The sequence below is a fragment of the Nocardia sp. NPDC051570 genome, from assembly GCF_044454005.1.
In the GTDB taxonomy this organism is placed as follows: Bacteria; Actinomycetota; Actinomycetes; order Mycobacteriales; family Mycobacteriaceae; genus Nocardia.
Genome location: NZ_JBITDI010000004.1, coordinates 364214 through 390311 on the forward strand (window position 1 = coordinate 364214; position 26098 = coordinate 390311).

Below are 26098 nucleotides of genomic sequence, written 5' to 3' on the forward strand. Positions count from 1 at the left end.
GGGCGGGCGCCCCCCCCCCCACCCTGTGGGTGGGGGGGGGGGGCCGCGGCCGCGGGGCCCGTCCCACCGCCCGCTTGCCCCCCCGCCCCCCCCCCCCCCGGGCGAGCCTCAGAGCGCCGCAAACCCGCGCCGCCGGAGGCGGTGCCAACAACACAGCCGGAGGCGGCGCCAACAACACAGCCGGAGGCGGCGCCAACAACACAGCCGAAGGCGGCGCCATCAACACAGCTCGATTCCGGTGACGATATCCGGCCGGATCCGCACGATCCGATGCAGCACACCCGGCAGCCACGGATCGATCTGCCGTTCGTAGCGGGCGATCTCGTCGGATTCGAGCACGGCCTCGGCGGTCCCGGTGAGGATCACACACCAACCCAGCTGGGTGTGATGATCGATGGTGTCGGCCTCATAGGAGACGACCTGCCGATCCGAATGCATCGGGACGACACTCGGATTGGCGTAGATGATGACGTGCTCGCCGTCGACGACGTGATTGACCGGCCGAATGGTCGGCAGGGCATGCCGGGTGAAGACCACCCGGCCGAACCGGACCGTGCCCAGCAGTCGTAACGCATCGTCGTTGGTCAATTCGCGCAGCTCTCGCGCGCCCCCATCCACCATGTTCCGATTATCCGTCCCGGCATACCGATTGGGGCCCCGATGCGCCGGACGGGGCATGCGGAATCGGGCCGAGGAGTCTGGTATTCACGTAATACGCTCCTGCACAATATATTTCACCTATCAACCCCTTGTGGCCAGGCAGATCATCACTGTTTCACACCGCCTCACACCAGGGACGACGTAGAATTGCCGCCATAGTCTTCCCGGGTCCCGAAGTGCGGCTCGCAACCGGAAACGGTTCGCGACTCAGGAGGAGAAGTGGTTACCGCGCCTGACCATGAAGGACCGAAATCACCTGTGCCTCAAGGTCTTTTCGACGGCATTCACCGGGGCTGTCGAGCCGATCCCCGCAACCCGCGCGACCGCCCGCTGTGGCATCCGTGCGATGGGCGTCTGCGATCGCATACGCTCCGTGCGATTTTCGAGCCGATCCGTGGTTTCGCGGCCACAGTCCCCAGGAGGTGTCATGCAGTTCCTAGATCGTCGCGATGCCGGACGTCGCCTGACCGCTCGGCTGATGGCCTTCCGCGGCCCGGACATCGTGGTCGTCGGCCTCGCCGGGGGCGGCGTGGCCGTGGCCGCGGAGATCGCGGCCCGGCTGCATGTGCTGCTGGATGTGCTCGTCGTGCACGATCTGCGCCCGGGTAAATCGACGCCCGCCTTCGGCGCGATCGCCGAACGCGGCGTGCGGGTGCTCGACCAGGATCTGGTGCGCATGCTGCCGTCGGATACGGCCGAGCTGACCCGCATCGAGCGCCGCGAGCGAGATACCCTGCGCCGCAGGACCGAACGCTTCCGTGCCTCGCGTCCCCGCTGCGGCATCGCCGGGCATACGGTCGTGATCGTCGACGAGGGGCTCGCCGACGCGGCCCGGGCCCGGGCCGCCTGCCGCGCCGCCTACGCTCACGGCGCCATCCGGGTGGTCTTCGCCAGCCCCGTCGCCTGCACCATCGCCGTCGCCGCCCTGATCGGCGACGCCGACAAGGTCGTCTGCCTGCACACCTGCGAGCACCTCGACAACATCGCCGACCACTACCAGGACTTCACCCCCATCGACGACGATCACATTCACGACCTGCTCACCCACCCCGCCGCGCCGGATAGGCCGGGGGCCCTCAAGGTTTCGGCAGTCCCAGGCGATCGGTGATGCCGTCGAGCAGACAGGCCAGAGTCCAGGCGACGGGATCGGCCGGGCCTGAACCCGTGCGGGCGTGAAACCAGCGGGCGAAGGCGGGATAGCGGTCGCCGGACAGGATCGGGTCCAGGATCGGCCGGGCGGCGGCCGCGAGGTCGGCGTCGGTGCGCAGGCCGACGCGGCTGCGCATGCGCAGCTCCTCGGCGGATTGCAGTGCGGCGCCGAAGATATGGCCGTCCACGGCGCCGGTGACCAGGCTGAGCTCATCCGCGGACAGATCCAGCGGTTCCAGTAGCGCGAAGCGGAAATCGAAGTACCGCAGTGCGTTCGGTCCCAGCGGCGGGCGGGTGTGCACCAGCTCGCCGAACCATAGATGGCGCTGGATCACCGTCCAGGTGCTCAATGCCAGCCGCTCCAGACCTGTCCGCCATTCAGCGGCGTCCGGCGGCAGCGCGATCTCCCCGTAGACGGCATCGATCATCAGATCGACCAGCCCGTCCTTACTGCCGACATAGCGATACAGCGACATGGGCGTCGAGGCGCCCACGGCCGTGGCGACCCGGCGCATGGTCAACGCGCGCGCACCCTCGGCATCCGCGATCGTCAGTGCGGCACGCAGGATCTCGGCCCGGCTCAGGCTCGTGGTCGGTCGGCCCGGCGGTTCGGGCAGAGACCAGATCAGCGGCCCGGGCGCCTCATCGGTCATGACACCTCCTTGCCCGTATTCAATCATCGGTGTACAACGTACACATGATGTACAACGTACACGCATCGCGTGTTCTGATCGTGGGCGGCGGTCTGGTCGGCCTGTCGGCCGCGCTGTTCCTGCGCCGGCACGGCGTGCCCACGACGCTGGTGGAACGCCGCGCGAACACCTCGCCTCAGCCGAAGGCCCGGCGCATCAACATCCGCACGATGGAGCTGTTCCGCCAGATCGGCATCGCCGAGGATGTCCTCGCCGCGGCGGCCGACCTGGCGAATCATCAGGCGATGGCGGCCGGGCCCACGCTGGCGCATGCGACGCGGCTGCCGTTCACCCTGCCCGGCGGGGTGCCCGACTGGGAAACCATCACCCCGGCCGCGGCCTGCCTGTGCGCGCAGGACACGCTCGAGCCGACGCTGCGCGATCTGGCGAAGGCCCGTGGCGGCGATCTCCGATTCGGCGTCGAATGCACCGACTTCACCGAGGACACAACGGGAGTCACCGCGACGCTGCGATCGGCGGACGGCACGGTCGAACAGCTGCGCGCCGACTATCTGATCGCAGCCGACGGCGCGGCGAGTCCGATCCGGCGGCGGCTCGGCATCCCCCGCAGCGGGCGGGGCACACTGGGCCGCGCGGTGAACGTGTACTTCCGCGCCGATCTGTCGGAGGTGGTGCGCGGCAGGGAGTTCAACCTCTGCCAGATCGACAACGACCGTGCCCCGGGCGCTTTCGCGTCCGTGGACGGCCGGTTCCGCTGGATCTTCACCACCGGCCAGGAGACCGATCGCCCGGCCGCCGAGTGGCCGGGGGTGCTGCGCACCGCCCTCGGCGTGCCTGGAATCGAGGTCGAGGTGCTCAGCGTATTGCCCTGGGAGCCGGGCATGTTCGTGGCCGATCGATACCGCGCGGGCCGGATCTTCCTCGCCGGGGACGCCGCCCATGTCATGCCGCCCTATGCGGCCGCGGGCGCCAACACCGGAATCCAGGACGCGCACAACCTGGCCTGGAAGCTGGGCATGGTACTGCGCGGTGCGGCCGCGGCGACACTGCTGGACAGCTATCACGCCGAACGCCATCCCGTCGGCCTGTTCACCGCCGACCAGTCCAGTGTCCGGACCGCCGATCTGCGCCGCATGACCATCGAATCCACCGACGGCACCCCGCTCGCCGACCCGATCGCCCTGATTCTCGGAACACGCTATCGCGCAGGCGCTTTCGTCCCCGACGACAGCGCGCACACGATGGACCGGCTGGATCTGACCGGTCAACCGGGCACCAGGCTGCCGCATCACCGCATCCGAGACGGCCGCTCCAGCCTCGACCTCATCGATACCGAGTTCACCCTGTTCACCGGCCCCGGCGGCATACCGTGGCGGTCTCCGGCCGCGCACCCGATCCGCCACGAGATGGACGAATCCTGGTGTGCCACCGTGGGAGTGGACCGCACCGGCGCCGTTCTGGTGCGCCCTGACCAGATCATCGCCTGGCGTGCCCACACGCTGCCCGGCGATCCGGCCGCGGCCCTGCGTACCGCCGTCGACCGCATCGTGGGCACGGCGGCATGAGCGATCCGGCGCGCGGCTACTCGAACGCGTAGGCCATGAACGTGTGCACCGGCTCGTAGCCGATGGCCTGGTAGATCTTGTTCGAGGTGGGATTCGCCAGATCGGTGAACAGGCAGACCCGAGAGCCCTTGTCGCGCAGCCATTGTGAGACCTGCGCGGTGAGGGCTCCGGCGTAGCCGTTACGGCGCGCCTCGGGGGCGGTGTAGACCGGGCCGATCCGGCTCCAGCCGTAGGCGCGGGCCTGATGGGCGACCAGTGAGACCGGGTGGCCGCCGTCCTCCCACAGCCACAGCCGGCCCAGCGCGATGCGGACCCGGATCGCCGCGCGGTCCAGGCCGACCCCGACCTCGCGCCGCATACCGTCCAGCCAGCCCTCGCAGACGTCGAGATCGGCGTCGACCGCGCGGCGGCCGAAGCCGGACACCTCCGGAATCCGCAGTGCGCCCAGCCGATACAGCCGACTGGCGAAATCCATCCGGAACCCGGTGCCCCGCAACGCGCTCCACTGCTCGGCGAAGACGAGCGCGATACCGGGCGGGGCCTCCACGCCCGGGGCGTCCGGCACCCGCTCGGCGAAGCATGCGGCCAGCTCGGGGACCATCGAATCGGGGACATCGCCCAGATAGACGCTGTGCCCGGCGGTCCGCATGCCGACACCGAGCACCGCACCGTCCGAACAGACGGCAGCGAACAGGACCTCTCCGTCGCTCAGCCCATTGGCGAAGTTCTCCACGGCGGTGGCGATGACGGTGTGGCGCAGGGGATCACGCGCGAGAAACTCCCCCGCCCGGCGCCGGAACTCGGCCGCGTCGTCGACCAGCTCGATCCTCATATCAGTGCACGGTAGACGCGAACAGCCGCCTCGCCCAGCGCTTTACGATATCGCCGGCATCAGGCGGAACCGTGACCGTCGGCGCGCAGCTTCAACAGCACCAGACCGGTCGTGCACGCCAGGATCAACCCGGCGACGGTGATCTCCACGCGCAGGCTCGCGATGCCGAGCACCGCACCGGCCACTCCGCCGAGGAAGATCAGCCAGGCCGCGACGCGGGAGACGATCGCCCACCCGGTGCGGCCGGATTCGGTTGTCCCCGAATCGTTCTCCGACACCGCACGCAGCGGGGATGTCGAATATGCTCCCATCACCACTCCTCGATGACACCCGCATCGCGGGCCGCGACATTCGCGGTGTCCCTCAATGCTTTCCAGGCGTCTCACGTGTAACTTTGCTCACACGGTACGTCTTCGTTGCCAAATCTTCACCCGACACGTGCCCGCGACACGCTCAAGTTACCAACTTGTTATCTGAATCACAGGTGTTTGAGACTACCGGCAGGTACTTTGCCGACCGACCGGCTTGCCTGGCCCGAACCGGTGGCCTCGATTAAGGTGAGGCCCGACTCGAGACAGTTGAGGAGCAGCACACTCATGGATGGCAGCAGGGCGAGCGCGGAGGATCGCGCCGACGACATCCCTCGCCGCCGCCTGACCGCCAAGGTGGCCGGACCCGCGGTCGCGGCCGGTGCCATAGCGGTCGGCCTGGTCCTGATCGGATCATGCGGCCTCGGACATCAGGACATCTACGTCGCGCCGCCGCCGCTGAACGCGGATCTGCAGAGCGCGCCGACGGCGACTCGCTCGGGCTCCACCACCCCGGGCATCGTCATTCCGCCGTCGCCGACCTGGCGCGTGGCGGTCAACGCCCCGCCCCGCCGCACGCTCACCAGCAGCTCGGCCACCACCTCGCCAACCCGCCCGCCGCTGGAATCCGGCGAATCACCGGCTCCCACACCGGAATCACCGCGCACCGAATCGACCGACGATCCGGACGCGGGCACGACCACCAAGAGCCGCCCGACCGTCACTCCCCGGACCACCAGCCCGGCGGCCCCGACGACCCGATCATCCTCGGACACCGGCGAATCCACGATCTCGACCGTGCCGACGGAGCCGACCGCGCAGTCCGAGGCGGCGATCCCCGCCGCCGCCTCGCCGACATCGTCGAACGGTGGCTGATCCGGCCTAGAGTTCGACCAGGTCGTAGCGGCCGACCCGGCGGCTGAGCACCTGCAGATGGTCCAGATCGCCGCCGAGCGTGCGCTCGATGGCGGTCAGCCGGGCGACGTAATGGCTCACCGGATATTCGGTGGTGATGCCGATGCCGCCGTGCATCTGCACGGCCTCCCGGCCGATATGCCGCCCGGACCGGCCGACCTGCAGCCGGGCCCGCGAGACCACCACCGGATCGACCGTGCCGTCGGCCAGCGCGGCGGTGGCGTAGTAGCTCATGCTGCGGGCCAGCTCCAGCGAGACGTACATATCCGCCGCGCGGTGGCTCAGGGCCTGGAACTTCGCGAGCGGGACGCCGAACTGCTTGCGGGTCTTCAGATATTCGGTTGTCAGCCGCAGCGCCTCGCCCATCGCACCGACCGATTCCGCGCACAGCGCGGCCTGGGCCGCGCCGATTCCGGAGGTGACCGATTCGGTGACATCCCGGGTATCGCCGAGCAGTTCGGCCGTGGCGGAACCGAATTCGATCTGCGCCCCGCGCCGGCCGTCGAAGGTGCGGTACGACGTGCGCGTCACCCCGGCGGCATCGGCCGCCACCAGGAACAATCCCAGCGCACCGCCCGGCAGCATCGCGCTGACCACCAGATCGTCGGCGCAATCACCATGGGCGACGGGGTTTTTCACGCCGGTCAACCGGTAGCCGCCGTGGTCCGGATCGGCCGCGGCGATGGTCCGCACCTCGATCCCGGGCCAGCGCGAACCCGGCTCCTCATGCGCGAAGGCCAGCAGGGTGCCGCCGCCCACCAGATCCGGCAGCACGCGCGCCCGCTGCTCGGCCGTGCCGATCCGGGCGATCAGCCCACCGGGCAGCAGCACCGCGTCCAGCAGCGGTTCCGGCGCGAGCCGGCGGCCCAGCTCCTCGAGTACCACCATGGTCTCGACCGGACCGGCGCCGACACCGCCGTCCTCCTCGCTGAAACTCAGTCCCAGCACACCCAATTCGGCCAGCTGAGCCCATACCTCCCGGCTCCAGCCGAGTTCGGTGTCGAGCACCTTCAGCCGGGTCTCCGGATCGTAGGCCCGCGCGAGCAGGTCACGGACCGTGTCACGCAGCATGACCTGTTCATCGGTGAGTTCGAAATCCATTGCCGCGCCTCACAATCCGAGAATGGTGGAGGCGATGATGGTGCGCTGCACCTCGCTCGAGCCTCCGTAAATGGTGGTCTTGCGGTAGTTCAGATAGCCGGGGCCGCTGCGCTGGGCCCAGGCCGGCGAGGCGATGGCATCGGCGTGCACCGGCAGCGCATCCGGGCCGGCGATGTCCAGTAGCAGTTCGGTGACGGCCTGCTGCAGCTCCGAGCCGCGCAGTTTCAGCACCGAGGAGGCCGGATTCGGCTGTCCCTCGGTGGAATTGGCCACCACGCGCAGCAGGGTCAGCTCCAGCGCCAGCAGCTCGTTCTCCAGTTCGGTGACGCGGGCGGCGAACAGCGGATCCTCGAGCAGCGTCCCGCCACCCGATTTCGTCTGCGCCGCATACTCCTTCGCGACCGCGAGCTTGACCTTGGTGCGGCCGACGCCGGTGATACCGGTGCGCTCGTTGCCGAGCAGGAACTTGGCGTAGGTCCAGCCCATGTTCTCCTCGCCGACCAGCTGATCGGCGGGCACCCGGACATTCTCGAAGAAGACCTCGTTGACCTCGTGGTGGCCGTCGATCAGCTTGATCGGACGGACCGTCACCCCGGGCGATTTCACATCGAACAGCAGCAGCGAGATACCCGCCTGCTTCTTGGGCGCCTGCGGATCGGTGCGCACGAGGCAGAAGATCCAGTCGGCGTACTGGGCCAGGGTGGTCCAGATCTTCTGCCCGTTGACGATGTAGGAGTCGCCGTCGCGGACCGCGGTGGTGCGCAGCGAGGCCAGATCCGAACCGGCGTCCGGCTCGGAAAAGCCCTGGCACCACCAGATGTCGAGGGCCGCGGTCGGCGGCAGGAAACGCTCCTTGAGCTCCTGGGAGCCGAATTGCGCGATCACCGGGCCGATCATGTTGGCGTTGAACGTGAGCGGCTCGGGCACGCAGGCCAGCTGCAGCTCGTCCTCCCAGATATGGCGCTGGATCGGGGTCCAGGCCCGGCCGCCCCATTCGGTCGGCCAGTTCGGCACCGCCAGGCCGTGCTCGTGCAGGATCTTGTGCGCGGTGACCGTGTCCTCACGGGAGAGTTCGCGGCCGTACTTCACCTTGTCGCGCAGCTCGGCCGGAATCTCGGTCCGGTAGAGCTCGCGCAGCTCGTCCCGGAAGGTCACCTCATCGGGTGACAGGGCAAGTTTCATGGGCGTCTCCCACCGTGTTCGGATATCCGTGATCAAACTTACCCCCCGGTAATCCGCGGATGTCGGGTGGATCACACCCCTGCCCCGGACACCCGTCACGTGACCGAACCCTCATGGCCGGTGGTGAACTGGTACCTTGCACGGAGGTAGTCCACGACAAGGAGCACGACGAGTGACCGTCAGGACCATCGCGCGCCTGGCCGCGACCGCGGCCGCCCTCGGAATCGCCACGGCGGCAACGTTCGCCGGAGCCGACGCCGAACCCGCGAAGTCCCCCCTCGATACCGCGATCGATCAGTTGACCGCGGCCGCGGGCCCGGATCCGGCCGCGCATGTGGGCGTCGAATCGGTGGCCAAGGCCGCACATCTGATCACCGCCGCGCGGATCGATCACATCGCGGGCGGTTTCGCCCCGTTCGCCTATCAGGCGCCGACCATCGGCTGCGGCGACAACTTCGTCACCCTGACCGCCGCCTCCGGCGTCTCGGGTCAGCCCGGCCCGGCCCGCGGCATCGCGGGCGGCCCCTCCACGCTGCGCTTCCATGCCACCCCGGCCGTGACCGGCTTCCCGATCGCCGCCGGCCTGACCGTCGCCTGGCTCAATGTCTCCAACGGCCACAGCGGTATCGCCCCGCTCGACGACCAGACCGACTATCACCTGCCCGGGCTGTCCAAGACGGTCGAGACCGGCGCGGGCACGGTCGTCGCCTCGATGTGGGGCACGATCAACTATCCGGCCTCGCTGTGCGTCATGACCCCGACTGTCGGCATGTTCACCGTCACCGATGATCCGGTCCCGGGCCTGGACCCCAATGCGGCTCCGGCACAACCGATTCCGGGTAATACCGCGCCCGCACCGCGCTCAGGTACCTCTGATCCCACCGCCGCCCCAAGCCCCGCCATTCGATGAATTCGCCAACCTGAGAGGTTGGGGGGGGGGGGGGGGGGGGGGGGGGGGGGGGGGGGGGGGGGGGGGGGGGGGCGGGGGGCCCCCCCCCCCCCCCCCCCCCCCCCCCCCCCCCCCCCCCCCCCCCCCCCCCCCCGCCCCCCCCCCCCCCCCACCCCGCGACGGCGGAGCCGTCGCCAAAAACACAGCTCAGGAGCGCGGCTTGCGACGGTCGGGGCGCTTGGCCTCGCGGCGGGGCCCCCGGCTCATCGGGCGAAAGTTGGGCGGGCCCTGATCGAGCTGCAGCTGGATCAGCTGACCGCTGATTCGGGTGCGGCGCAAGGCTTCCAGCGTCTCGGCCGGCAGATCGGCCGGGAGTTCGACCAGGCTGTGATCGGGCCGGATGCTGATATGCCCGAAATCGCTGCGGCGCAGGCCGCCCTCGTTGGCGATCGCGCCGACGATCGCGCCCGGGACCACGCGGTGGCGCTTACCCACCGAAATGCGGTAGGTAGCCATCCCCTCGCTGGCCTCGCGGGGCGGGCCGGCCGGGCCGGATTCGCGGCGACGGTCGCGGTCCTGTTCGTCGAACTTGCGCGGAGTGCGTTCGCGCCGAACCGGTTCCGGCTCGGGCACCATGAAGAAGTTGTCGCCGTCGTGCCCGCCCACGGCCAGCGCGGCCGCGATATCGGCGAGCGGGATGTTGTGCTCGGCCTCGTAATCCTCGATCAGCTTGCGGAACAGCGCCAGATTGTCCGAGGCGAGGTTCTCGGTGATGGCGTCGTGGAACTTCACCACGCGCTGCGCGTTGACATCGTCCACGCTGGGCAGCTGCATCTCGGTCAGGGGCTGGCGGGTGGCGCGCTCGATGGCGTCGAGCAGCCGGCGCTCGCGCGGCGCGACGAACAGCAGCGCCTCACCGCTGCGGCCCGCGCGGCCCGTGCGGCCGATGCGGTGCACATAGGACTCGGTGTCGTGCGGGATGTCGTAGTTGACCACATGCGAGATGCGCTCGACGTCCAGTCCGCGGGCGGCCACGTCGGTGGCGACCAGGATATCCAGCGAGCCGGCCTTGAGCTGGCCGATGGTCCGCTCGCGCTGGGTCTGCGCGATATCGCCGTTGATGGCCGCGGCCGAATACCCGCGCGCCCGCAGCTTCTCGGCCAGCTCCTCGGTGGCCTGCTTGGTGCGCACGAAGATGATCATCGCCTCGAAGGGTTCGACCTCAAGGATGCGGGTCAGCGCGTCGAGCTTGCGCTGATACGACACGTGCACCCAGCGCTGGCTGATGTTGGTATTGGTCGTCGTCTTGGTCTTGACCGTGATCTCGACCGGATCCTTCAGATACTGCTTGGAGATCTTGCGGATCACGCTCGGCATGGTCGCCGAGAACAGCGCCACCTGCTTATCGGCCGGAGTGTCGGCGAGGATCCGCTCGACGTCCTCCTGGAAGCCCATCTTGAGCATCTCATCGGCCTCGTCCAGCACCAGATACCGCAGCTGCGACAGATCCAGCGAACCGCGCTCGAGGTGATCGATGACCCGGCCCGGCGTGCCGACCACGACATGCGCGCCACGACGCAGCCCCGACAACTGCACGGCGTAGTTCTGGCCGCCGTAGATCGGCAGCACATGCACACCCGGCAGATGCGACGAGTAGCGGCCGAACGCCTCGGCCACCTGGATCGCCAGCTCACGAGTCGGCGCGAGCACCAGCGCCTGCGGCGCCTTGGCCTTCGCGTCGAGCCCCATCAGGATCGGAATCGCGAACGCGGCGGTCTTACCGGTGCCGGTCTGCGCCAGACCGACCACATCGGCACCCGTCAACAGCGGGGGAATCGTGGCCGCCTGAATCGGTGACGGGGTTTCGTAGCCGACATCGGCGATGGCCGCCAGCAGGCGGTCATCGATCCCGAGATCGGCGAAGGACGGGTCGGCGGCGTCGTCCCTCTCTGTGTTGGGGGAAACGCTGTCGACCGGTGAGTTGCTCATATTGACCAGCACTTTACTGCCTTGTAGTAGTCGGCCCGACCATCGGGCCAATACGGTGAGACGTATGCAACCCCAGCAGCCGTCCGTGCGCCCCGTCTCAGAGCCGTTCCCCGGCACATCTGTGCCCGCGCCCGCCGCCGTCGGGTCGGTCGTGATCAGCGGTTCGACCACCGTCGCGGCGAGCGGGGCTGTCCCGGCGCCGGGCGCCGAGGCCGCGCCCGAATCGGGGACTGTGCCCGCGCCCACACCCGCTCCGGCCCGGGTGGTCGACGTGGCCGTGGTGCAGTTCGATCCCTATATCGATAAGGACGCGAATCTGGCGATGCTGCGCGCGCATGTGCGGGCCGCGGCGGAGTACGGGGCGCGGGTGGTGGTCGCGCCCGAGTATTCGATGTTCGCGGTGACCCGTCTGGACGAGCGGGTGGTCGCGGCGGCCGAGCCGCTCACCGGGCCGTGGGTCACCGGATTGCGCGGTCTGGCCGCCGAATTCGGTGTACATCTGGTGGCGGGTGTGGTCGAGACGCCGGGCGGCGCGGAACCGGGGCGGATCTACAACACCCTCGTCGTCGCGGGACCCGACGCCGAATTCGTGGCGGTGTATCGCAAGGTGCATCTGTACGACGCGTTCGGCTTCCGCGAATCCGATCTGGTGCTGGCGGGCGAGATCACCGATCCGGCCGTCTTCACCGTGGACGGGGTGACCTTCGGCCTGCAGACCTGTTTCGATCTGCGCTTCCCGGAGGGCTGCCGGCGGGTGGCCGCGGCGGGCGCACAGGTGATTCTGTATCCGGCGCAATGGATTCCGGGTCCGGCGAAGGTCGACCAGTGGACCACGCTGCTGCGCGCCCGGGCCATCGAGAACACCGTCTACGTCGCCGCCGCCGATCATGCCACCCCACGCGGATCGGGCTGGTCGATGATCATCGATCCGATGGGCACGGTCGTCGCCGAACTCGGGGAGGCGGCCGGAATCGCCACGGCCCGCATCGACCTCGACCAGCTGGACCGGATCCGCGCCACCAACCCCAGTTTGTCGTTGCGCCGCTTCTCGATTTCGCCGTAGGGGCATATTCGGCGCGGGCGCCACTAAACTGGACAACACAATGATCTATCCCGATCGGGTCGCCGCCGGTCGCGCGCTGGGTGGGTCGCTGATCCACCTGCGGGCGGCGGATCCGTTGGTGCTGGGGCTGCCGCGCGGGGGTGTTCCGGTGGCGGCGGCGGTGCGGTCGATGATCGGCGGGGATCTCGATGTGCTGCTGGTCCGCAAGCTGGGGGTGCCGTGGCAGCCGGAGCTGGCGATGGGCGCGATCGGCGAGGGCGGGGTCCGCATCTACAACAACGACGTCCTCGAGCACACCGGTGTGCACCCCGAGCAGCTGGCGGCCGTCGAGGCCCGTGAACTCGCGGAACTGCAACGGCGCCAGCAGATTCTGCGCGCGGAGTTCCCGCCGATCCCACTGAAGGACCGCACCGCCGTGATCGTCGACGACGGCATGGCCACCGGCGCGACCGTGGTCGTGGCCTGCGAGATCGCGCGGCTGCACGAGCCGCGCCGAATCATCGTCGCGGTCCCGGTCTCCTCGATCGAGGCCCTGCATCGCATCGAGCGGCTGGTCGACGAGATCGTGTGCCCGTTCGTTCCCCGCGTGCTCGGCGGGGTCGGCGGCGCCTACGACGACTTCCATCAACTCGCCGATGCCGAGGTCATCGCGCTGCTACACGCCTAGGGAACGGCATTCACCAGTTGGCGGGCTCGGCGACCAGGCGTTCGGCGGCGGCGATCAGCGGGCGCAGCTGCACGGCGAACGCCTCCGCGGTCACCGGGACGATATCGACCTCGCTGCGGGTGCGCACCGCGTAGCGACCGTCCCCGGCCACATCGATCCAGCAGAGCACGCCGAGCGGCCGGACCGTATCGTCCGCGCGCCGGGCCGACACCACGATCTGGCCGATACCGTCGCGCGGCTGTTTCAGCAGGCGGCGCATGCGTGCCGTCACCGACGGACCGGCGACCGGGACCGTCACCAGATCCCGGCTGTCCTCGCGGACCCGGTCCAGGGGTGCGGTATGCCGCGGCGAGCCGCCCGGGCCGTTCTCCGGAAGCACCGAAACCACCCGCGCCGCAAGGGTTTTCAGGTTGCCGACGAACAGTCGCACCTCGCCGCCGCGATCCGGGCCGGTTCCGGCGCGCTGCGCGGCGACCACCGCGACGTGTCCGGCCGCGGCGCCGAGCACCCGCACCGGACGCGGACCCTCCTGGGCGCCCTGTTCGCCGAAGACCTCTACCCGGATGGCCGGGCGCGCCAGCACTCGCAGCGCGGCCTCCAGATCCGGATCCACTGTGCGCGCGCACCAGTCGTTCAGGTCCGGCAGCTGCGCGACCCGCTCATCGCTGGTGCGGGCCGACAGTCGTACCGCCAGCGGATAGGGGATGCGATCACCGTCGGTGCGCTCCCAGGCCAGGGCGAACTGATCGGGGGTGAGGGTCCATCTCACTCCTCCGCCCATTCCCCCAGCACCGGCGGCGTGGTCGGATCCATCCGGCCCACCAGCGCACCGCCCGGATCGGCCGGTTCCAGGAAGGTCGGCTCGTCGAGATCGGAGTAGTAGTCCTCATCCTCCTCGTCCTCGAGGCGAGCGGGCTTGGGCGGCACCGGCATCGCCGAGCTCGGCCGCAACGCGTCGCCGCCCGCGGCGAAGGCGCCACCCGCCAGCCCGCCGACGACGCCCGCGCCCATGCCTCCGATGGTGTCGGAGCTCGCGTCGCGGCGATCGTCGCGGTCGGTGCGCTTGCGCTGATTCTCGGAGTCGGTCGATGCGATGCGGGTGGTCGGCGCGGCGACGGCCGGGGCCGCGGAAGCCGCGCTCGTCGACGACGGCTCGACCGACGAAACCGGCTGCGGCACAATGCCATTCACTGCTGGCGCGGCGGCGGGCGGCACGATCGCGTGCTCGACGGCCGGGACCGCGGCGGGTGCGGTCGGTGCGACGGTGACCGCGGCGGGTGCGGTCGATGTCACCGAACCACCGTTCCCGGCGCGGATGTTCTCCGGCGGTGCCTCGGCGGCGGACTCGTTCGAGACGGTCGCCGTGGGACGCACGGTCTCGGTGGGGTGCACGGTCTCCGGCTGCGATCCGGGGACCGGCACCGCGCCCGGCGCCATCACATCGGCCGAACCTCCGCCGGGGGCCGTCGGATCCGCGGGCCCCTCCACCACGGCCGGACTCGGATACATGCCGTCGTCCTGGAAGGCCGGAACGTTGGTGCCGGTCGGCAGGAAGGTCTCGGCGTACACCGAATTCATCACCCGCACCGCGTCCAGCCGCAGATCCTCCGCGGCCTTCTGCACCGCGACATTGGCCGTCGCGCGCCGCGGATCCAGCAGCGCCGCCTCGAGATCCAGCTGATTCGCCACCGGATGCGACAGCGCCGCCCGCAGCGTCTCGGCCGCATCGTTGGCCTGCCCCAGCCGCTGCCCGACCTCGGTCATCACATCGGACAGCTGCCTGCCCAATTCCTCGAACGACTGCACCGCACCGGCCGCCAGTTCGGCAGCGGGGCCGCGCCAGCCATCGGCGATGGCCGCGCGAATCTCGGCATGCGCCTGCTGCACCGCCTCGGCTACCCCGGTGGCCGAGCTCCGCCAGGTCTCGCGTCCGGCGGTCAGCACCTCCGGTTTCAGCTGTGCCACACCGCGATAGATCTCGTCGTAGCCGAGATGGTCGAACACCTCGCAATTCGGCGAGTAGTCCGGATCGGTCGAGCGCCGCGGGCCGCCGTTGATCTCATGCATGGCCCACCGCCACCGCGTCGGCGCCGACCCGGCCGATGGCCGCGGCCACATCCGCGTCATGCTGGGCGTAGGCCGCACCCGCCGCGCGCAACGTCCGGGCGAGTTGACGCGCCGCGTCGGCGTATTCCTGCAACCGCGCCACCGCATCGGCCGCCTTGCCCTCGAAGCCGCGCCGCAGCGCGTTACCGGATTCGAAACCGCCGAAGCCGGGCAGTGTTCCGGCCGCGCGCAGCGCGCCGAGCTGATGTTCGACCTGATCGGCCAGCACTTCGTAGCGGCGAGCGCAGCGCTCGTGCGTCCCGTCGGTGACGAGAACACCGGCCATCCACAGCTGGCCCTCGTCGACCGCCTGCGCCAGGGCCGCGACGTCACTGCGCAGATCTCCGTCTTGTTGCGACTGCACCGGTCCCCCTTTCTGCTCGGTTCACCTCGACCCCACGCCGTTCGGCGAGGATGTCGTCGATCCACTCCGCGATGTCGGCCGTGACCCGTGCATGTACCGGCTCGTGCAGGAGATGGTGCCCGGCATCGACATACTCGCGCAAGTCTAGGGCGATCCCGATTCCACCAGGGCCAGTATCCAGCCGATGATGTCCTGGGTGACCTGCTTGGATGCGGGTTCGTGCAGCAGATCGTGCCCGGTGTCGGCGTATTCGAGCAGCGTCACCGACCGCTGCCGCGCCGCCCATTCCCGAATCGGATCGATCGGAGCGCGGCGATCGTCGACGCCGTGCAGCGCCAGAATCGGCGGCCGCACCGGAAGTTCGGGGAAGCTCACGGTCACGTGACGCGGGGTGCCGGTGAACACCATGCCCGCGCATTCGATCCGGGCCAGCACCGATGTGGCCGCACCGAGCGAATGACCGGCCACCACCAGCGGCGCCTCCGGTAGCCGGGCCCGCAGTATCGCGGCCAGTCCGCGCGCGTCCGAGGCCAATTCGCCGGGGGCGACGCGCGCCTGTGGATCGCCCTCGCTCAGACCCTGCCCGGGCAGGTCCAGACCCCAGGTCTCGATCCCCCGGGCCGCGAGCGCGCGGGCGAAGTGGTGATAGTGGGCGCTGTGCTGCCCGGTGCCCGGAAGCAGTTCGACGACCGCCGCCGGTTCGGGCACCGGCCATCGCCGATAGTGCAGCCTGCCACGCTCACCCTCGAAATACGGCATGCCTCGATCCTCTCAGCATCGCGAAAGATACTGCCGCCCTCCGGAACCCGATGTTCGGCCCGGCAACGGGTCGGCGACAGCGCGGTACGACCCGGCCGACCGGTCCGCATTCGATGATTTCCTTCCGTTCGGTCGCACCCGCGACACGCCCCCCTCACACCACGCCCCGTCACCTCGACTGATTACTCTGTTGCGCGGCTCGGCGTGCAAGAAAGCGCGGTCGGGTGCGGGTGTCCGAGACACAGGAGGGCCGCGATTGATTCTGTTCGGTGATCGTGTCGTGTGCAGCACCGGTGACCTGGTGGAGGCGGCGCGCTGCGAGTTCGCGCTGCTGCGCGCGCTCGACGCCGAACTCGGCCTCGTCGGCCCGGTCGATCCTGGTATCGATATCCTCCCGTTTCCCGCCGCGATGCTCGAGGAACTGCGAGAACGGTTCGCGGACGAGCCGATCCGCATCGATCCCATCGAATCCGGCTCCCCCGCCGACCTCACCCGCGCCCACGAGCAAACCCTGAGCGCCCTGCGCGCCGGCGCGGATCTGATCGCGCGGCCGACATTCTTCGACGGCACCTTCGCCGCCGACTGCACGGCACTCGTCCGCACCCGGGCACAACCGATGCCGGCGGCGACGCCGGATCCGGTCGACGAGGCCGCGACGTTCGGTGCGACCGTCGCGCCGCGCGCGACCGCCCGCGAGCTCCCGGAGCAGACACCCGTCTCGGAGGGGCAGCGCTCGCTGTTCCCGGTCGACGAAACCGCCTATGAGCAGATCATCGACGGCGACGCCCTGAAGACATCCACGGCCGGGCAGGACGGCTGGGCCGCGGCCCGCGCCGCCCAGATCGCAGCGCCCGCGGCGACCGGCGATGCGGCCACCGACGCCGAGCCCACACCGCCGCCGGAGACGACCTATCAGCTCTACGCCGCCACCGACGAACCCATCGTCATCACACTCGTCCGGCTGGCCGCCTGCGCGGAGGCCTTGCAGCGTAACGGTTTCGGCGTCCACCGCCAGGTGCTCATCCGGACCGCGGGCGCGGAGAGCGGCCACGACCTGTCCGATGCCATGACCGTCGCCCGCGCGCGCCGACGCCGCGTGGCCGCCGTCCTCGAGGCCAAACAGGACGAACTGCTGCCGGTGCAGTGGGGCGATCGCCGCTATCTGGCCTGCGGCCACTGCCCGACCTGCACCGCCGAACTCGTCACCGGCCGGGATCTGCTGCTGGTGGCGGGTATGCGCCCCGCGGTGCGCGCCCGGCTGCACGCCGCCGGGATCGCCACCGTCGACCGCCTGGCCCGCGCCGATGCCGCGGTGAGCGGCGTTGCGGCGCAGACCTTTTCGATGCTGCGGCGCCAGGCAGGGCTGCAGCGGCAACGCGAGCGCACCGCGACGCCGGTATGCACGGTCACCGACGCCGCCGCCCTCGCGGCGCTGCCCGCCACCACCCCGGGCGATGTCTTTCTGACCCTCGCGGGCATGCCGCCCGCGGTGGTCGGGGTGGGCGTGGCGCCGACGCGCGCCGCGGAGGAGGGTGAGCAGCCGGCAATCCTGTTCCACGCCTTCGATATCGTCCACGATCCCGCCGCGCTGCTGGAATTCCTCGCCGACCGCCAGGAGCGCCTGCCCGATCTGCGCATCTACCACTATCGTTCGCCCGCACGGGAACTGCTGGCCGACCTGTGCGCCCGCTGCGGCGTGGACGAGGGGATCGCCGACGATCTGCTGGGCGCGCTGCTGGATCTGTATCCGATCGTGCGGGCCGCGCTGATGATCGGCGAACGCTCCTATCAGCTGGGCGATCTCACCACGCTGCTGGACCGCGTCCCCGGATCCGGTTCCGACCCGATGGAATCGGAATGCGCGCTCACCCTGCTGGTACGGGATCGGTTGCGCGCGCTGGCCGAGGAGCACGGCGTGCGACCGCGACCGGCGCCGCGCGACACCGTGCCGGAGGCGCCCTCGGCCGTGGAGGCCGCGCTGCGCGAATTCGCCTTCGACACCGACGAACCCCGCACGCCCGCACAGGATATCGCCGCCCTCACCGCCGCGGTGCTGGCCTATCACCGGCGCGAACGCCAGCCACTGCACTGGGCACATGCCGATCGCCTGCACCGGCCGATCGCCGAATGGGCCGACACCCCGGGCGTTCTGGTCGCCGACTGGGGCAGCGTGGACACCAAATGGCACAGCACCGGCCAACGTCCGATGCGCCGCTATCTCAAGCTGACCGGCCGGCTCGGCACCGGCAGCGCGCCGGCGCCCGGTACGCCGGTGCTCACCCTCTACGATCGGCCCGTCCCGGGCATGACGGCCGCGCCCGGCCGCCGGGCCGTCGCGGTGGCGACGGTGCTGGGGTGTGCGCGCGATGACAACTTCGATGACATCGTGCGGGTCGAGGAGCTGCTACCGGAGGGCTGCGCACCGTATGACGACCTACCGGTCGCGATCGTCCCGCGTCCGCCGGGCAGCGATGAGAACATCGCGGCCGCACTGGAATTCACCGCCAACCAGCTGCTGGTGACCCTGCCCGAGGCGCCCATGACGGCCGCCTTCGATCTGCTGTGCCGCAGGCGTCCGCGACTGGGTTCCGCGGACGCACTACCGGAGGTGTTCGGCGACACCGCCGCCGCCGTCGCGGCCGCGGTCCTCGACCTCGACGACTCCTATATCGCCGTACAGGGCCCGCCCGGCACCGGTAAGACCGATACCGGCGCCCGGGTGATCGAGCGGCTCGTCACCCGGCATAAATGGCGGATCGGCGTAGTGGCGCAATCGCATTCGGCCGTGGAGGAGGTGCTCGACGCGGTCGTGCGGGCGGGCGTGCTCCCGGAGCTGGTGGCCAAATCCGATGCGCAGGAGGTCGCGCCGGAATGGCTGGTGATCGATCCGGCCCGCTATCCCCGATTCCTCGACAATGCCGTGAACGGCTGTGTGATCGGCGGTCTGCCCGCCGATGTCGCCGATCCCGACCGCATCCCGCCCGGCGGCCTGGATCTGCTGGTACTCCCCGATGCCGGACACTTCCCGCTCGCCGATGCCGTCGCGGTGGCGGGCTGCGCGCGAAACCTGTTGCTGCTCGGCGATCCCGCGCCGCTGCCGACCCACGGCATCCACCCCGAACCGGTCGGCGAATCGGCGCTGGGCCGGCTGGTCGGCGAATCACCCACCCTGCCACCGGAATTCGGCTACTTCCTGGACCGCACCTGGCGGATGCATCCGCAGCTGTGCGGCCCGGTATCGCGCCTGCGCTACGGCGACCGGCTGCGGTCCAACGAAACAGTCACGCTGGCACGGGAATTGGCCGATATCCCGCCCGGCGTGCGGATGGTGCCGGTCGACCATCGCGGCAACGGCGCCGAATCTGCCGAGGAGGCCCGCGAGGTGGTGCGCCAGGTGCGCGCGCTGCTGGGCCTGCCCTGGCGCCAGGGTGCATTGACGCGGCGGCTGCATCCGCACGACATCCTCGTGGTCGCGCCCTATCACGCGCAGGTGGCCCGCATCCGAACCCTGTTGTCCCGCGCGCGCATCGAGGATGTGGTGGTCGGCACGACCGAACGCTTCCAGGGCCGCGAGGCCGCGGTGGTACTGGTATCGACCACGACCTCCACCCCCGCCGACGCCCCGCACGGCATCGACACCCTGCTCTCGCGGCACTGGCTGACCACCGCCGTATCGCGCGCCATGTGGGCCGCGGTGATCGTCCACTCCGGCCTGCTCACCGAGTATCTGCCCGAAACCCCCGGTGGGCTGGCCGATTTGGCGGCCTTCCTGGATCTGTCGAACCCGTAGGTGGTCACCCGGCTCAGCCGAAGTTGTGACCCTCGCCGCGGTAGCTGGGCACGGTGGTGCGGGTGCCGTCGGCGTCTACGAGCTGGACCTGATCGAAGCGCTCGAGCAGCTCACCGGCCTTGGCGTGCCGGAACCACACCCGATCGCCGATCGTGAGTTCCCCCGCGCCGGTCAGCGGCGTCTGGACCTCGCCCGCACCCTCGGTGCCGATGAGCCGTAAACCGCTGGGCCACACCGGTTTCGGCACCCGCGTAGGCCCGGCCGGGCCGGAGGCGATATAGCCGCCCGCGAAGACCGTCGCGATGCCGCGGGCCGGTCGCCGCAGCACGGGCAGCGCGAAGAACAGCGCCGGGCGCGGCGTGAAGGCGCGATAGCCGTCGAACAGCGTCGGCACGTACAGCCCCGATCCGGCGGTCACCTCGGTGACATTCGGATCGGAGATACTGACCTCGATGGACCCGCTGCCGCCGCTGTTGACGATCTCGAGCTCACCGGCCACCGACCGCACGGCCTCCAGCACCTGGCGCCGCCGCTTGCCGATCTCGCCCGCCGACGCCCATTTCATCAGTCGCACAGCGGGATTGGTATCGGGCATGCCGGCGATCTGCGCCTCGTAGGTCATCACGCCGACGACCCGGAAGCCGCGGTGAAGCGCGGTGCGCGCCAGTTCGGCGGCCTGGTCGGGGGTGTGGATGGGCGAGCGGCGCACGCCGAGATGTAGCGGTCCGATGCGCAGCGAGGCGTCCACATCCAGGCAGATCCGTGGTCGCACCTTCTCACCGACGGCGGTCTTGATCAGATCCAGTTGCGCGGGATCGTCGACCATGAGTGTGATGGCCTCGCGCAGCGTCTCGTCGCCGCCGAGTTCGGCCAGCGCGGCCCGGTGCACGCTCGGATAGCCCAGCAGGATGTCGCGCGCGCCTTGGCGGGCCAGCCAGATGGCCTCGGGCAGCGAATAGGACATGATGCCCGCGAAGCCGCCGGCGGCGGTGAGATCGCTCCCGAGGACCTCCTCGAGGACCGCCCGGCAGCGCACCGATTTACTGGCGACCCGGATCGGTACACCCCGCGCCCGCCGCGCGAGATCGGCGGCATTGGCACGCAGCGCGCTCAGATCCAGCGCGGCCAGGGGCGGATCCAGTTCCGCGGTGGCCGCGTGCAGTCCGGTGATGATCGGCGACATATCTGTCACAGACCCTACTCAACCACGTAACTGGTCAAACGTCCAGGTTATCGGTCCGCGGCCTTGGTGGACAGGCTCGAGACCAGATCGTCGAGCACCACCAGCGTCGTCTCGTCATCACAATCGGCCAGCCAGCGCAGCACGGTGCCCTGCATCACGGCCACCGAATAGGCCGCCACGGCCTCGACCGGTTCCAGCCATTCGGTCTGCGAGCGCTCGGCGCACAGCTGCAGAAAGGCCGCCACCTCGGCGTCCAGGTCCCGGAACAGCGCGGCGACCGTCGCATCGGGCGCACATTCGCCGCGGTTGCACCAGCGGCGGCGCAGCGCCGCGATCGTGGTCTCGTAGGAACGCACCTGCTTCTCCGGCGTCGCCTTGATCGTGGGCCACAGGGCGCTCACCCCGGCGTGCAGCAGCACCCGCAGCGCGCGGGTGCCGGTGCAATCCAATCCGGCGGCGGCTTGTTCGACGGCCTGCTCTACCGCGGGCCGCGGTCTGAGAACCTGAATCATCTGTCTACTTGCACTTGCACTTGCGCTCACGACGACTCCCTCGGGCGAAAGAACTCGCGCACCTCGCTTGCGCGGCTCGCTCAACGGGTTGCGGTCTTCACTGATCGCACCGAGCATCGACTCGGTCGACCCGTTAACTTTCCCAATGCTAGAGGTTTTACAGGGATCGCGACCAGGTTAGACGGGTACTTCCGGACCGAAAGAATGTTTCGTTATCGGTCCGGTACCCCCTCGCGACCTAACGGAGACCCAAGGATCGCACTCGCCCAGCGCGCATCCACGGCATCGTCCGATCTGCGAACTTTACGGTGTCCGATGCCTCGGACACCTAATCCTGTGGCCGATCACACATGCCATCGCAGATTCGCCCGTTCGATCGGATAACGACACCTCGTCGATACCGCCCCGGACCTAGCCTGGATTGATGACCACCGTGCGACCCGATCATCTGCTCATTTCCGGCACCTTCAACTACCGCGACGTAGGCGGCCTGCGCACGGCCGGCGGCGCGAAGGTTCGCAGCGGGGTCCTGCTGCGGTCCGCGCATCTGTGCCGGCTCGACGCCGACGGACATGCCACCCTGGGCGAACTCGGCGTGGCCACCGTGCACGACCTGCGCGGACCACGCGAGATCCACCATCTCGGCCCGGATGTGCTGCCGGACGATATCCGACTCGAGTTCAGCCCGTTCGATTCCCGGATGGGCGAGGTGCCACCGCATGAGGTGGTCTACGACGACGGCCGCGCGGAGATGATGAAGGTCTACGCGGCCTTTCCCCGGATGCCCGAGACCGGGGCCGGCCTGGTCGCCATGGCCGAATCGCTGGTCCGCGGCGACGGTGCGGTGCTGGTGCACTGCGCGGCGGGTAAGGATCGCACCGGCTGGGCGGTGGCCACCCTGCTGCGCGCGGTCGGCGTCACCGAATCCGAGGTGCTCGACGACTATCTGCTCAGCAACGGGGCCGTCGACTCGCTGCGCGAGGATGTCGAGATCAACTCCGGCGGCCGGTTCGCGCTGCCGGTCGACGTGCTCGGCGTCGACCCCGACTATCTGGGCGCCGGCACCGAATCCATGCAGGTCCTCTACGGCGATCTGGACGGCTACCTCGATGCGATCGGCCTGTCCGATCAGCTGCGCCTGCGTCTGCGCGACCGGCTGCTGGAGTGAGCCGGGCTCATTCGGCGCGGTGCACCAGACCGTCCGCATCGATCTCGACCTGATTGCCGGTGTGGAACCAGCTGCCGGTGAAGCGGGATTCGGTCGTCTGCGGATCGTTCCAGTAGCGCCGGGCCACATTGGGCCCGCGGCACAGCAATTCGCCGAGACCGGCGCTCGCCCGCGGGCCCCACAGGGCCAATTCCGTTCCACCGAAAGGAAATCCGAGCAGATCGGGGGCGGGCGTCTCGCGCCGGTCGGCGAGCGCCAGGCCGATTCCGCTGGTCTCGGTAGCGCCCCAGACCGACCACTGGCGGGCCAGCGGGAACACCTCGCGCAGCGCGTCGGAGACGACCTCCGCGGTGCCCGGACCGGTGGCGGCGACCTCGGTGCGATGTCCGGCGCTGCATACCTGGCTGACGCCCTCGGCTCGCAGCCCGGCCAGTTCCGGCAGCAGTCCGGCGAAGATGCGCGGCGTCGCCGAGACCATATCGATACGTTCGGACACAATGGTTTCCGCGATCAGCGCCGGATCCGGGGTGAGCACCACCGTGCCGCCGACGGCGAAGGTCGGCAGCAGCTGATCCACGCAGCCACTGGCATGGGCCAGCGGCAGCAGCACCAGATTGCGCAGCCCGTCGGTCGGCAGATCGAGGGCGCCCGCCATCGAGCGGACCGCCGAGAGCAGATTCTCGTTGGTCAGCTCGACACCCTTCGGCCCGGCCGAATCACCCTGGGCGACAGCGCCGCTCGTGTAGCACAGCAGTGCCAGTTCGCCCAGCGACGCCCCGTCGTCGATGAACGCCGCCGCATCCGGCAGCTCGCCGACGCGCCCGCCCAGGACGAAATCCGCGCAGCTGTCGGAGATCACCCGGCTCGCGACGTCCTCGGGCAGCCCATCGTGCACCAGCACCGGCACCGCACCGGACAGCAGCGCGCCGAGAAATGCCTGCACCCAGCGCACCCCGACCGGCATATGCACCGCGACCCGATCGCCGTATCCGATGCCGTGCTCCTGCAGGCCGCCCGCGATCCGCGAAGCCGAATGCCACAGTTGGCGATAGGTCAGCCGCGGACCGCCGATCTCCACCACCGCCTCCCGCCCGGAGAACGCGTGGACCTGCACATCGAGCAGTTCGGTCAGGGCGGGATTGAGATTGCCGTAGCGCAGCACCCCGTCGGCCCCGCGGGCCAGGGGAGCGAATTCCGTTGGGTGACACACCCGATGCGGGTATTCCACCAGTAACTGCGCCATCCGTTCCTCCGAGTGCCTCGATCCGGCAGGCACTTGTGACTATATGACGCAGGTCACAGACTGCGGTAGATAGGCGGTAGACGTGTCCGCCGCGTCACCGCCCGGTATAGCTCGCCTTCCCCGGACCCACCTCGAGGAAGCTGCGCACCGCGCCGCGCAGATCCTCGGTGCCGAACAGCTCGCCCGACACCTGCGGCGTCACCGAATCCGCGTGTGCCACACCGCCGGAACGCCATGCGGCCACGATCTGCTTGGTCGCCGCATGCGCCCGGGTGGGGCCGTCGGCCAGGCGCGCGGCCAACGCCCGCGCGGCGGTGTCGACATCCTCGTGCACGGCGTTGACCACGCCCCAGTCGGCGAGGGTGGCCGCGTCGTAGAGATCGCCGGTCATCACCAGCTCCCGGGCCCGGCCCGAGCCCGCGCGCTCGGCCAGCCGCTGCGGGCCGCCCATCGAGGGCGTCAGCCCCACCACCGTCTCCACCAGGCCGAATTTCGCCCTGGGAGCGGCCAATACGATGTCGCAGGCCAGGGCGATCTCGAAGGCCGCGGTGAGGGTGAGCCCATGCGCGGCGAACACCACCGGGCACGGCAGCGATTCGAGTGGATGGATGATCCGCGTGAACAGCGTGCGCCACAGCTGCGCGCCCTCCTCGACGGACAACCCGTCGAAGACGTGCACATCCACACCGCCGGAGACCATCTTGCCCTCGGCGCGCAGCAGCACCGCCCGCGGCGGCGCGGCCACCAACTCGGCGATATCGGCCGCCAGCGACTCCAGCAGCGCCGTATCGAACAGGTTCAGCGGCGGATTATCGATCGTGATGATGCCCAGTCGTGCGCCTCGGTCGGTCTCGATCCGATCCAGCCTTGTCACCGTGGAATCGCTCATCCGCCGAATGTATCCAGCCCACCCGCTCGACGGAAGCGTGAAAGACTCACCTGGTGACTACCTCGTCGTCCGATACCGCCACATATGTGGAACCCGGCGAGTTCAAACGGGATACCAACTACATCACCACGCGCATCACCGCGGACGGCCGCGACGGCTATCCGGTCGAGCCGGACCGCTATCGCCTGATCGCCGCGCGGGCCTGCCCGTGGGCCAATCGCACCCTGATCGTGCGGCGGCTGCTCGGCCTGGAACAGGTGCTCTCGCTGGGCCTGTGCGGGCCGACCCACGACAAGCGCAGCTGGACCTTCGATCTGGATCCCGGCGAGGTGGATCCGGTGCTGGGCATCCACTTCCTGCGCGATGCGTATCGCAAGCGCGTCCCGGACTATCCGCGCGGCATCACCGTCCCGGCCATCGTGGACGTGCCGACCGGCGCGGTCGTCACCAACGACTACGCGCAGATGACCCTCGATTTCTCCACGCAGTGGACCGAATTCCATCGTGAGGGCGCGCCGCAGCTGTATCCCGAGCCGCTGCGCACCGAGATCGACACGGTGAACAAGCGGGTGTACACCGAGGTCAACAACGGCGTGTACCGCTGCGGCTTCGCCGGCGATCAGCACGCCTACGAGGCGGCCTACGATCGGTTGTTCACCGCGTTGGACTGGCTGTCGCAGCGGCTCGCGACGCAGCGATATCTGGTGGGCGACACCATCACCGAGGCCGATGTGCGGCTGTTCACCACGCTGGCCCGCTTCGATCCGGTCTATCACGGCCACTTCAAATGCAACCGCACCAAACTCACCGAACTACCGGTGCTGTGGGCCTATGCGCGAGATCTGTTCCAGACGCCCGGCTTCGGCGACACCACCGATTTCACCCAGATCAAGCAGCACTACTACATCGTCCACGCGGATATCAATCCGACGCGCATCGTGCCCAAGGGCCCCGATCTGGCCGGCTGGCTGACGCCGCACGGACGAGAGGCATTGGGCGGCAGGCCGTTCGGCGACGGCACGCCGCCCGGACCGCCGCTGGCGGCCGAGCGGGTGCCCGCCGATCACTGGGTTCCGGCGTAGGTGCCGAAGCTCCAGTACACGCCCTCGGG

At 69.6% G+C, this 26098-nt stretch carries 24 protein-coding genes; 9 read left to right on the plus strand and 15 right to left on the minus strand.

What is annotated here, in order from left to right:
• Positions 1-219: 219 nt before the first annotated feature.
• Entirely contained in the window at positions 220-621 is a 402-nt protein-coding gene (locus ACIA76_RS11840) for a pyridoxamine 5'-phosphate oxidase family protein (protein ID WP_397151340.1), read from the minus strand.
• A gap of 466 nt (positions 622-1087) precedes the next feature.
• Here ACIA76_RS11840 and ACIA76_RS11845 point away from each other — a divergent pair, with 466 nt between their 5' ends.
• Entirely contained in the window at positions 1088-1768 is a 681-nt protein-coding gene (locus ACIA76_RS11845; RefSeq protein ID WP_397151342.1) for a phosphoribosyltransferase family protein, read from the plus strand.
• On the opposite strand, the gene ACIA76_RS11850 is transcribed toward ACIA76_RS11845, so the two are convergent.
• Positions 1737-2462 (minus strand): TetR/AcrR family transcriptional regulator, encoded by a 726-nt coding sequence (locus ACIA76_RS11850; RefSeq protein ID WP_397151343.1) that lies wholly within the window; start codon positions 2460-2462, stop codon positions 1737-1739. The two genes, ACIA76_RS11845 and ACIA76_RS11850, sit on opposite strands and share 32 nt — an antisense overlap.
• A 44-nt stretch (positions 2463-2506) precedes the next feature.
• Between ACIA76_RS11850 and ACIA76_RS11855 the strand changes: the two genes are divergently transcribed.
• Positions 2507-4027, plus strand: a complete 1521-nt coding sequence (locus tag ACIA76_RS11855; RefSeq protein ID WP_397151344.1) for an FAD-dependent monooxygenase — start codon at positions 2507-2509, stop codon at positions 4025-4027.
• Positions 4028-4043: 16 nt separating this feature from the next.
• Here the strand turns inward: ACIA76_RS11855 and ACIA76_RS11860 are convergent, their stop codons facing one another.
• Complete coding sequence (locus ACIA76_RS11860) at positions 4044-4859, minus strand: GNAT family N-acetyltransferase (RefSeq protein ID WP_397151345.1); 816 nt, start codon at positions 4857-4859, stop codon at positions 4044-4046.
• Between the two features lie 59 nt (positions 4860-4918).
• Positions 4919-5170, minus strand: a complete 252-nt coding sequence (locus tag ACIA76_RS11865; protein WP_397151347.1) for a hypothetical protein — start codon at positions 5168-5170, stop codon at positions 4919-4921.
• Positions 5171-5455: 285 nt separating this feature from the next.
• Here ACIA76_RS11865 and ACIA76_RS11870 point away from each other — a divergent pair, with 285 nt between their 5' ends.
• A complete protein-coding gene (locus ACIA76_RS11870) occupies positions 5456-6043 on the plus strand; it encodes a hypothetical protein (RefSeq protein WP_397151349.1) in 588 nt (195 codons plus the stop codon).
• A 6-nt stretch (positions 6044-6049) separates the two neighbouring features.
• Here ACIA76_RS11870 and ACIA76_RS11875 read toward each other — a convergent pair whose 3' ends face one another.
• A complete protein-coding gene (locus ACIA76_RS11875; RefSeq protein ID WP_397151351.1) occupies positions 6050-7183 on the minus strand; it encodes an acyl-CoA dehydrogenase family protein in 1134 nt (377 codons plus the stop codon).
• 9 nt (positions 7184-7192) lie between these two features.
• Complete coding sequence (locus tag ACIA76_RS11880) at positions 7193-8365, minus strand: acyl-CoA dehydrogenase family protein (protein ID WP_397151353.1); 1173 nt, start codon at positions 8363-8365, stop codon at positions 7193-7195.
• A 172-nt stretch (positions 8366-8537) separates the two neighbouring features.
• On the opposite strand from ACIA76_RS11880, the gene ACIA76_RS11885 reads away from it, so the two are divergent.
• Complete coding sequence (locus tag ACIA76_RS11885) at positions 8538-9275, plus strand: hypothetical protein (protein ID WP_397151355.1); 738 nt, start codon at positions 8538-8540, stop codon at positions 9273-9275.
• 186 nt (positions 9276-9461) lie between these two features.
• Here the strand turns inward: ACIA76_RS11885 and ACIA76_RS11890 are convergent, their stop codons facing one another.
• A complete protein-coding gene (locus ACIA76_RS11890) occupies positions 9462-11243 on the minus strand; it encodes a DEAD/DEAH box helicase (protein WP_397151357.1) in 1782 nt (593 codons plus the stop codon).
• A gap of 262 nt (positions 11244-11505) precedes the next feature.
• Here ACIA76_RS11890 and ACIA76_RS11895 point away from each other — a divergent pair, with 262 nt between their 5' ends.
• Both ACIA76_RS11895 and ACIA76_RS11900 read left to right on the plus strand, forming a co-directional pair.
• Positions 11506-12306, plus strand: a complete 801-nt coding sequence (locus tag ACIA76_RS11895; RefSeq protein ID WP_397151944.1) for a carbon-nitrogen hydrolase family protein — start codon at positions 11506-11508, stop codon at positions 12304-12306.
• A gap of 40 nt (positions 12307-12346) precedes the next feature.
• Positions 12347-12973: a phosphoribosyltransferase gene (locus ACIA76_RS11900; RefSeq protein WP_397151359.1), complete on the plus strand. Its 627-nt coding sequence runs from the start codon at positions 12347-12349 to the stop codon at positions 12971-12973.
• 10 nt (positions 12974-12983) lie between these two features.
• Here ACIA76_RS11900 and ACIA76_RS11905 read toward each other — a convergent pair whose 3' ends face one another.
• The 4 genes from ACIA76_RS11905 to ACIA76_RS11920 form a co-directional block, all read right to left on the minus strand.
• A complete protein-coding gene (locus ACIA76_RS11905) occupies positions 12984-13742 on the minus strand; it encodes an ESX secretion-associated protein EspG (protein WP_397151361.1) in 759 nt (252 codons plus the stop codon).
• On the minus strand, positions 13739-15040 hold the full coding sequence (locus tag ACIA76_RS11910; RefSeq protein WP_397151363.1) for a WXG100 family type VII secretion target: 1302 nt from the start codon (positions 15038-15040) through the stop codon (positions 13739-13741). Before ACIA76_RS11910 ends, ACIA76_RS11905 begins: the two co-directional genes overlap by 4 nt.
• Positions 15033-15443, minus strand: a complete 411-nt coding sequence (locus tag ACIA76_RS11915) for a hypothetical protein (RefSeq protein ID WP_397151365.1) — start codon at positions 15441-15443, stop codon at positions 15033-15035. Before ACIA76_RS11915 ends, ACIA76_RS11910 begins: the two co-directional genes overlap by 8 nt.
• Before the next feature lie 144 nt (positions 15444-15587).
• Positions 15588-16202: an alpha/beta hydrolase gene (locus ACIA76_RS11920; RefSeq protein ID WP_397151367.1), complete on the minus strand. Its 615-nt coding sequence runs from the start codon at positions 16200-16202 to the stop codon at positions 15588-15590.
• A gap of 280 nt (positions 16203-16482) precedes the next feature.
• On the opposite strand from ACIA76_RS11920, the gene ACIA76_RS11925 reads away from it, so the two are divergent.
• The gene (locus ACIA76_RS11925; RefSeq protein ID WP_397151369.1) at positions 16483-19992 is read left to right on the plus strand and encodes an AAA domain-containing protein; all 3510 of its coding nucleotides are present in this window, start codon (positions 16483-16485) and stop codon (positions 19990-19992) included.
• 13 nt (positions 19993-20005) lie between these two features.
• On the opposite strand, the gene ACIA76_RS11930 is transcribed toward ACIA76_RS11925, so the two are convergent.
• Positions 20006-21175: an amino acid deaminase/aldolase gene (locus tag ACIA76_RS11930; RefSeq protein WP_397151946.1), complete on the minus strand. Its 1170-nt coding sequence runs from the start codon at positions 21173-21175 to the stop codon at positions 20006-20008.
• Positions 21176-21222: 47 nt separating this feature from the next.
• Positions 21223-21687 carry a TetR family transcriptional regulator gene (locus tag ACIA76_RS11935; RefSeq protein WP_397151372.1) on the minus strand — a complete coding sequence of 155 codons (465 nt, stop codon included), beginning with the start codon at positions 21685-21687 and terminating at the stop codon, positions 21223-21225.
• 424 nt (positions 21688-22111) lie between these two features.
• Between ACIA76_RS11935 and ACIA76_RS11940 the strand changes: the two genes are divergently transcribed.
• The gene (locus ACIA76_RS11940) at positions 22112-22855 is read left to right on the plus strand and encodes a tyrosine-protein phosphatase (RefSeq protein WP_397151374.1); all 744 of its coding nucleotides are present in this window, start codon (positions 22112-22114) and stop codon (positions 22853-22855) included.
• A 7-nt stretch (positions 22856-22862) separates the two neighbouring features.
• On the opposite strand, the gene ACIA76_RS11945 is transcribed toward ACIA76_RS11940, so the two are convergent.
• The gene (locus ACIA76_RS11945; RefSeq protein WP_397151376.1) at positions 22863-24098 is read right to left on the minus strand and encodes a class I adenylate-forming enzyme family protein; all 1236 of its coding nucleotides are present in this window, start codon (positions 24096-24098) and stop codon (positions 22863-22865) included.
• A 94-nt stretch (positions 24099-24192) separates the two neighbouring features.
• Positions 24193-24987 carry an enoyl-CoA hydratase/isomerase family protein gene (locus ACIA76_RS11950; RefSeq protein ID WP_397151378.1) on the minus strand — a complete coding sequence of 265 codons (795 nt, stop codon included), beginning with the start codon at positions 24985-24987 and terminating at the stop codon, positions 24193-24195.
• A 53-nt stretch (positions 24988-25040) separates the two neighbouring features.
• Between ACIA76_RS11950 and ACIA76_RS11955 the strand changes: the two genes are divergently transcribed.
• On the plus strand, positions 25041-26069 hold the full coding sequence (locus ACIA76_RS11955) for a glutathione S-transferase family protein (RefSeq protein WP_397151380.1): 1029 nt from the start codon (positions 25041-25043) through the stop codon (positions 26067-26069).
• The last annotated feature ends 29 nt before the right edge of the window (positions 26070-26098 follow it).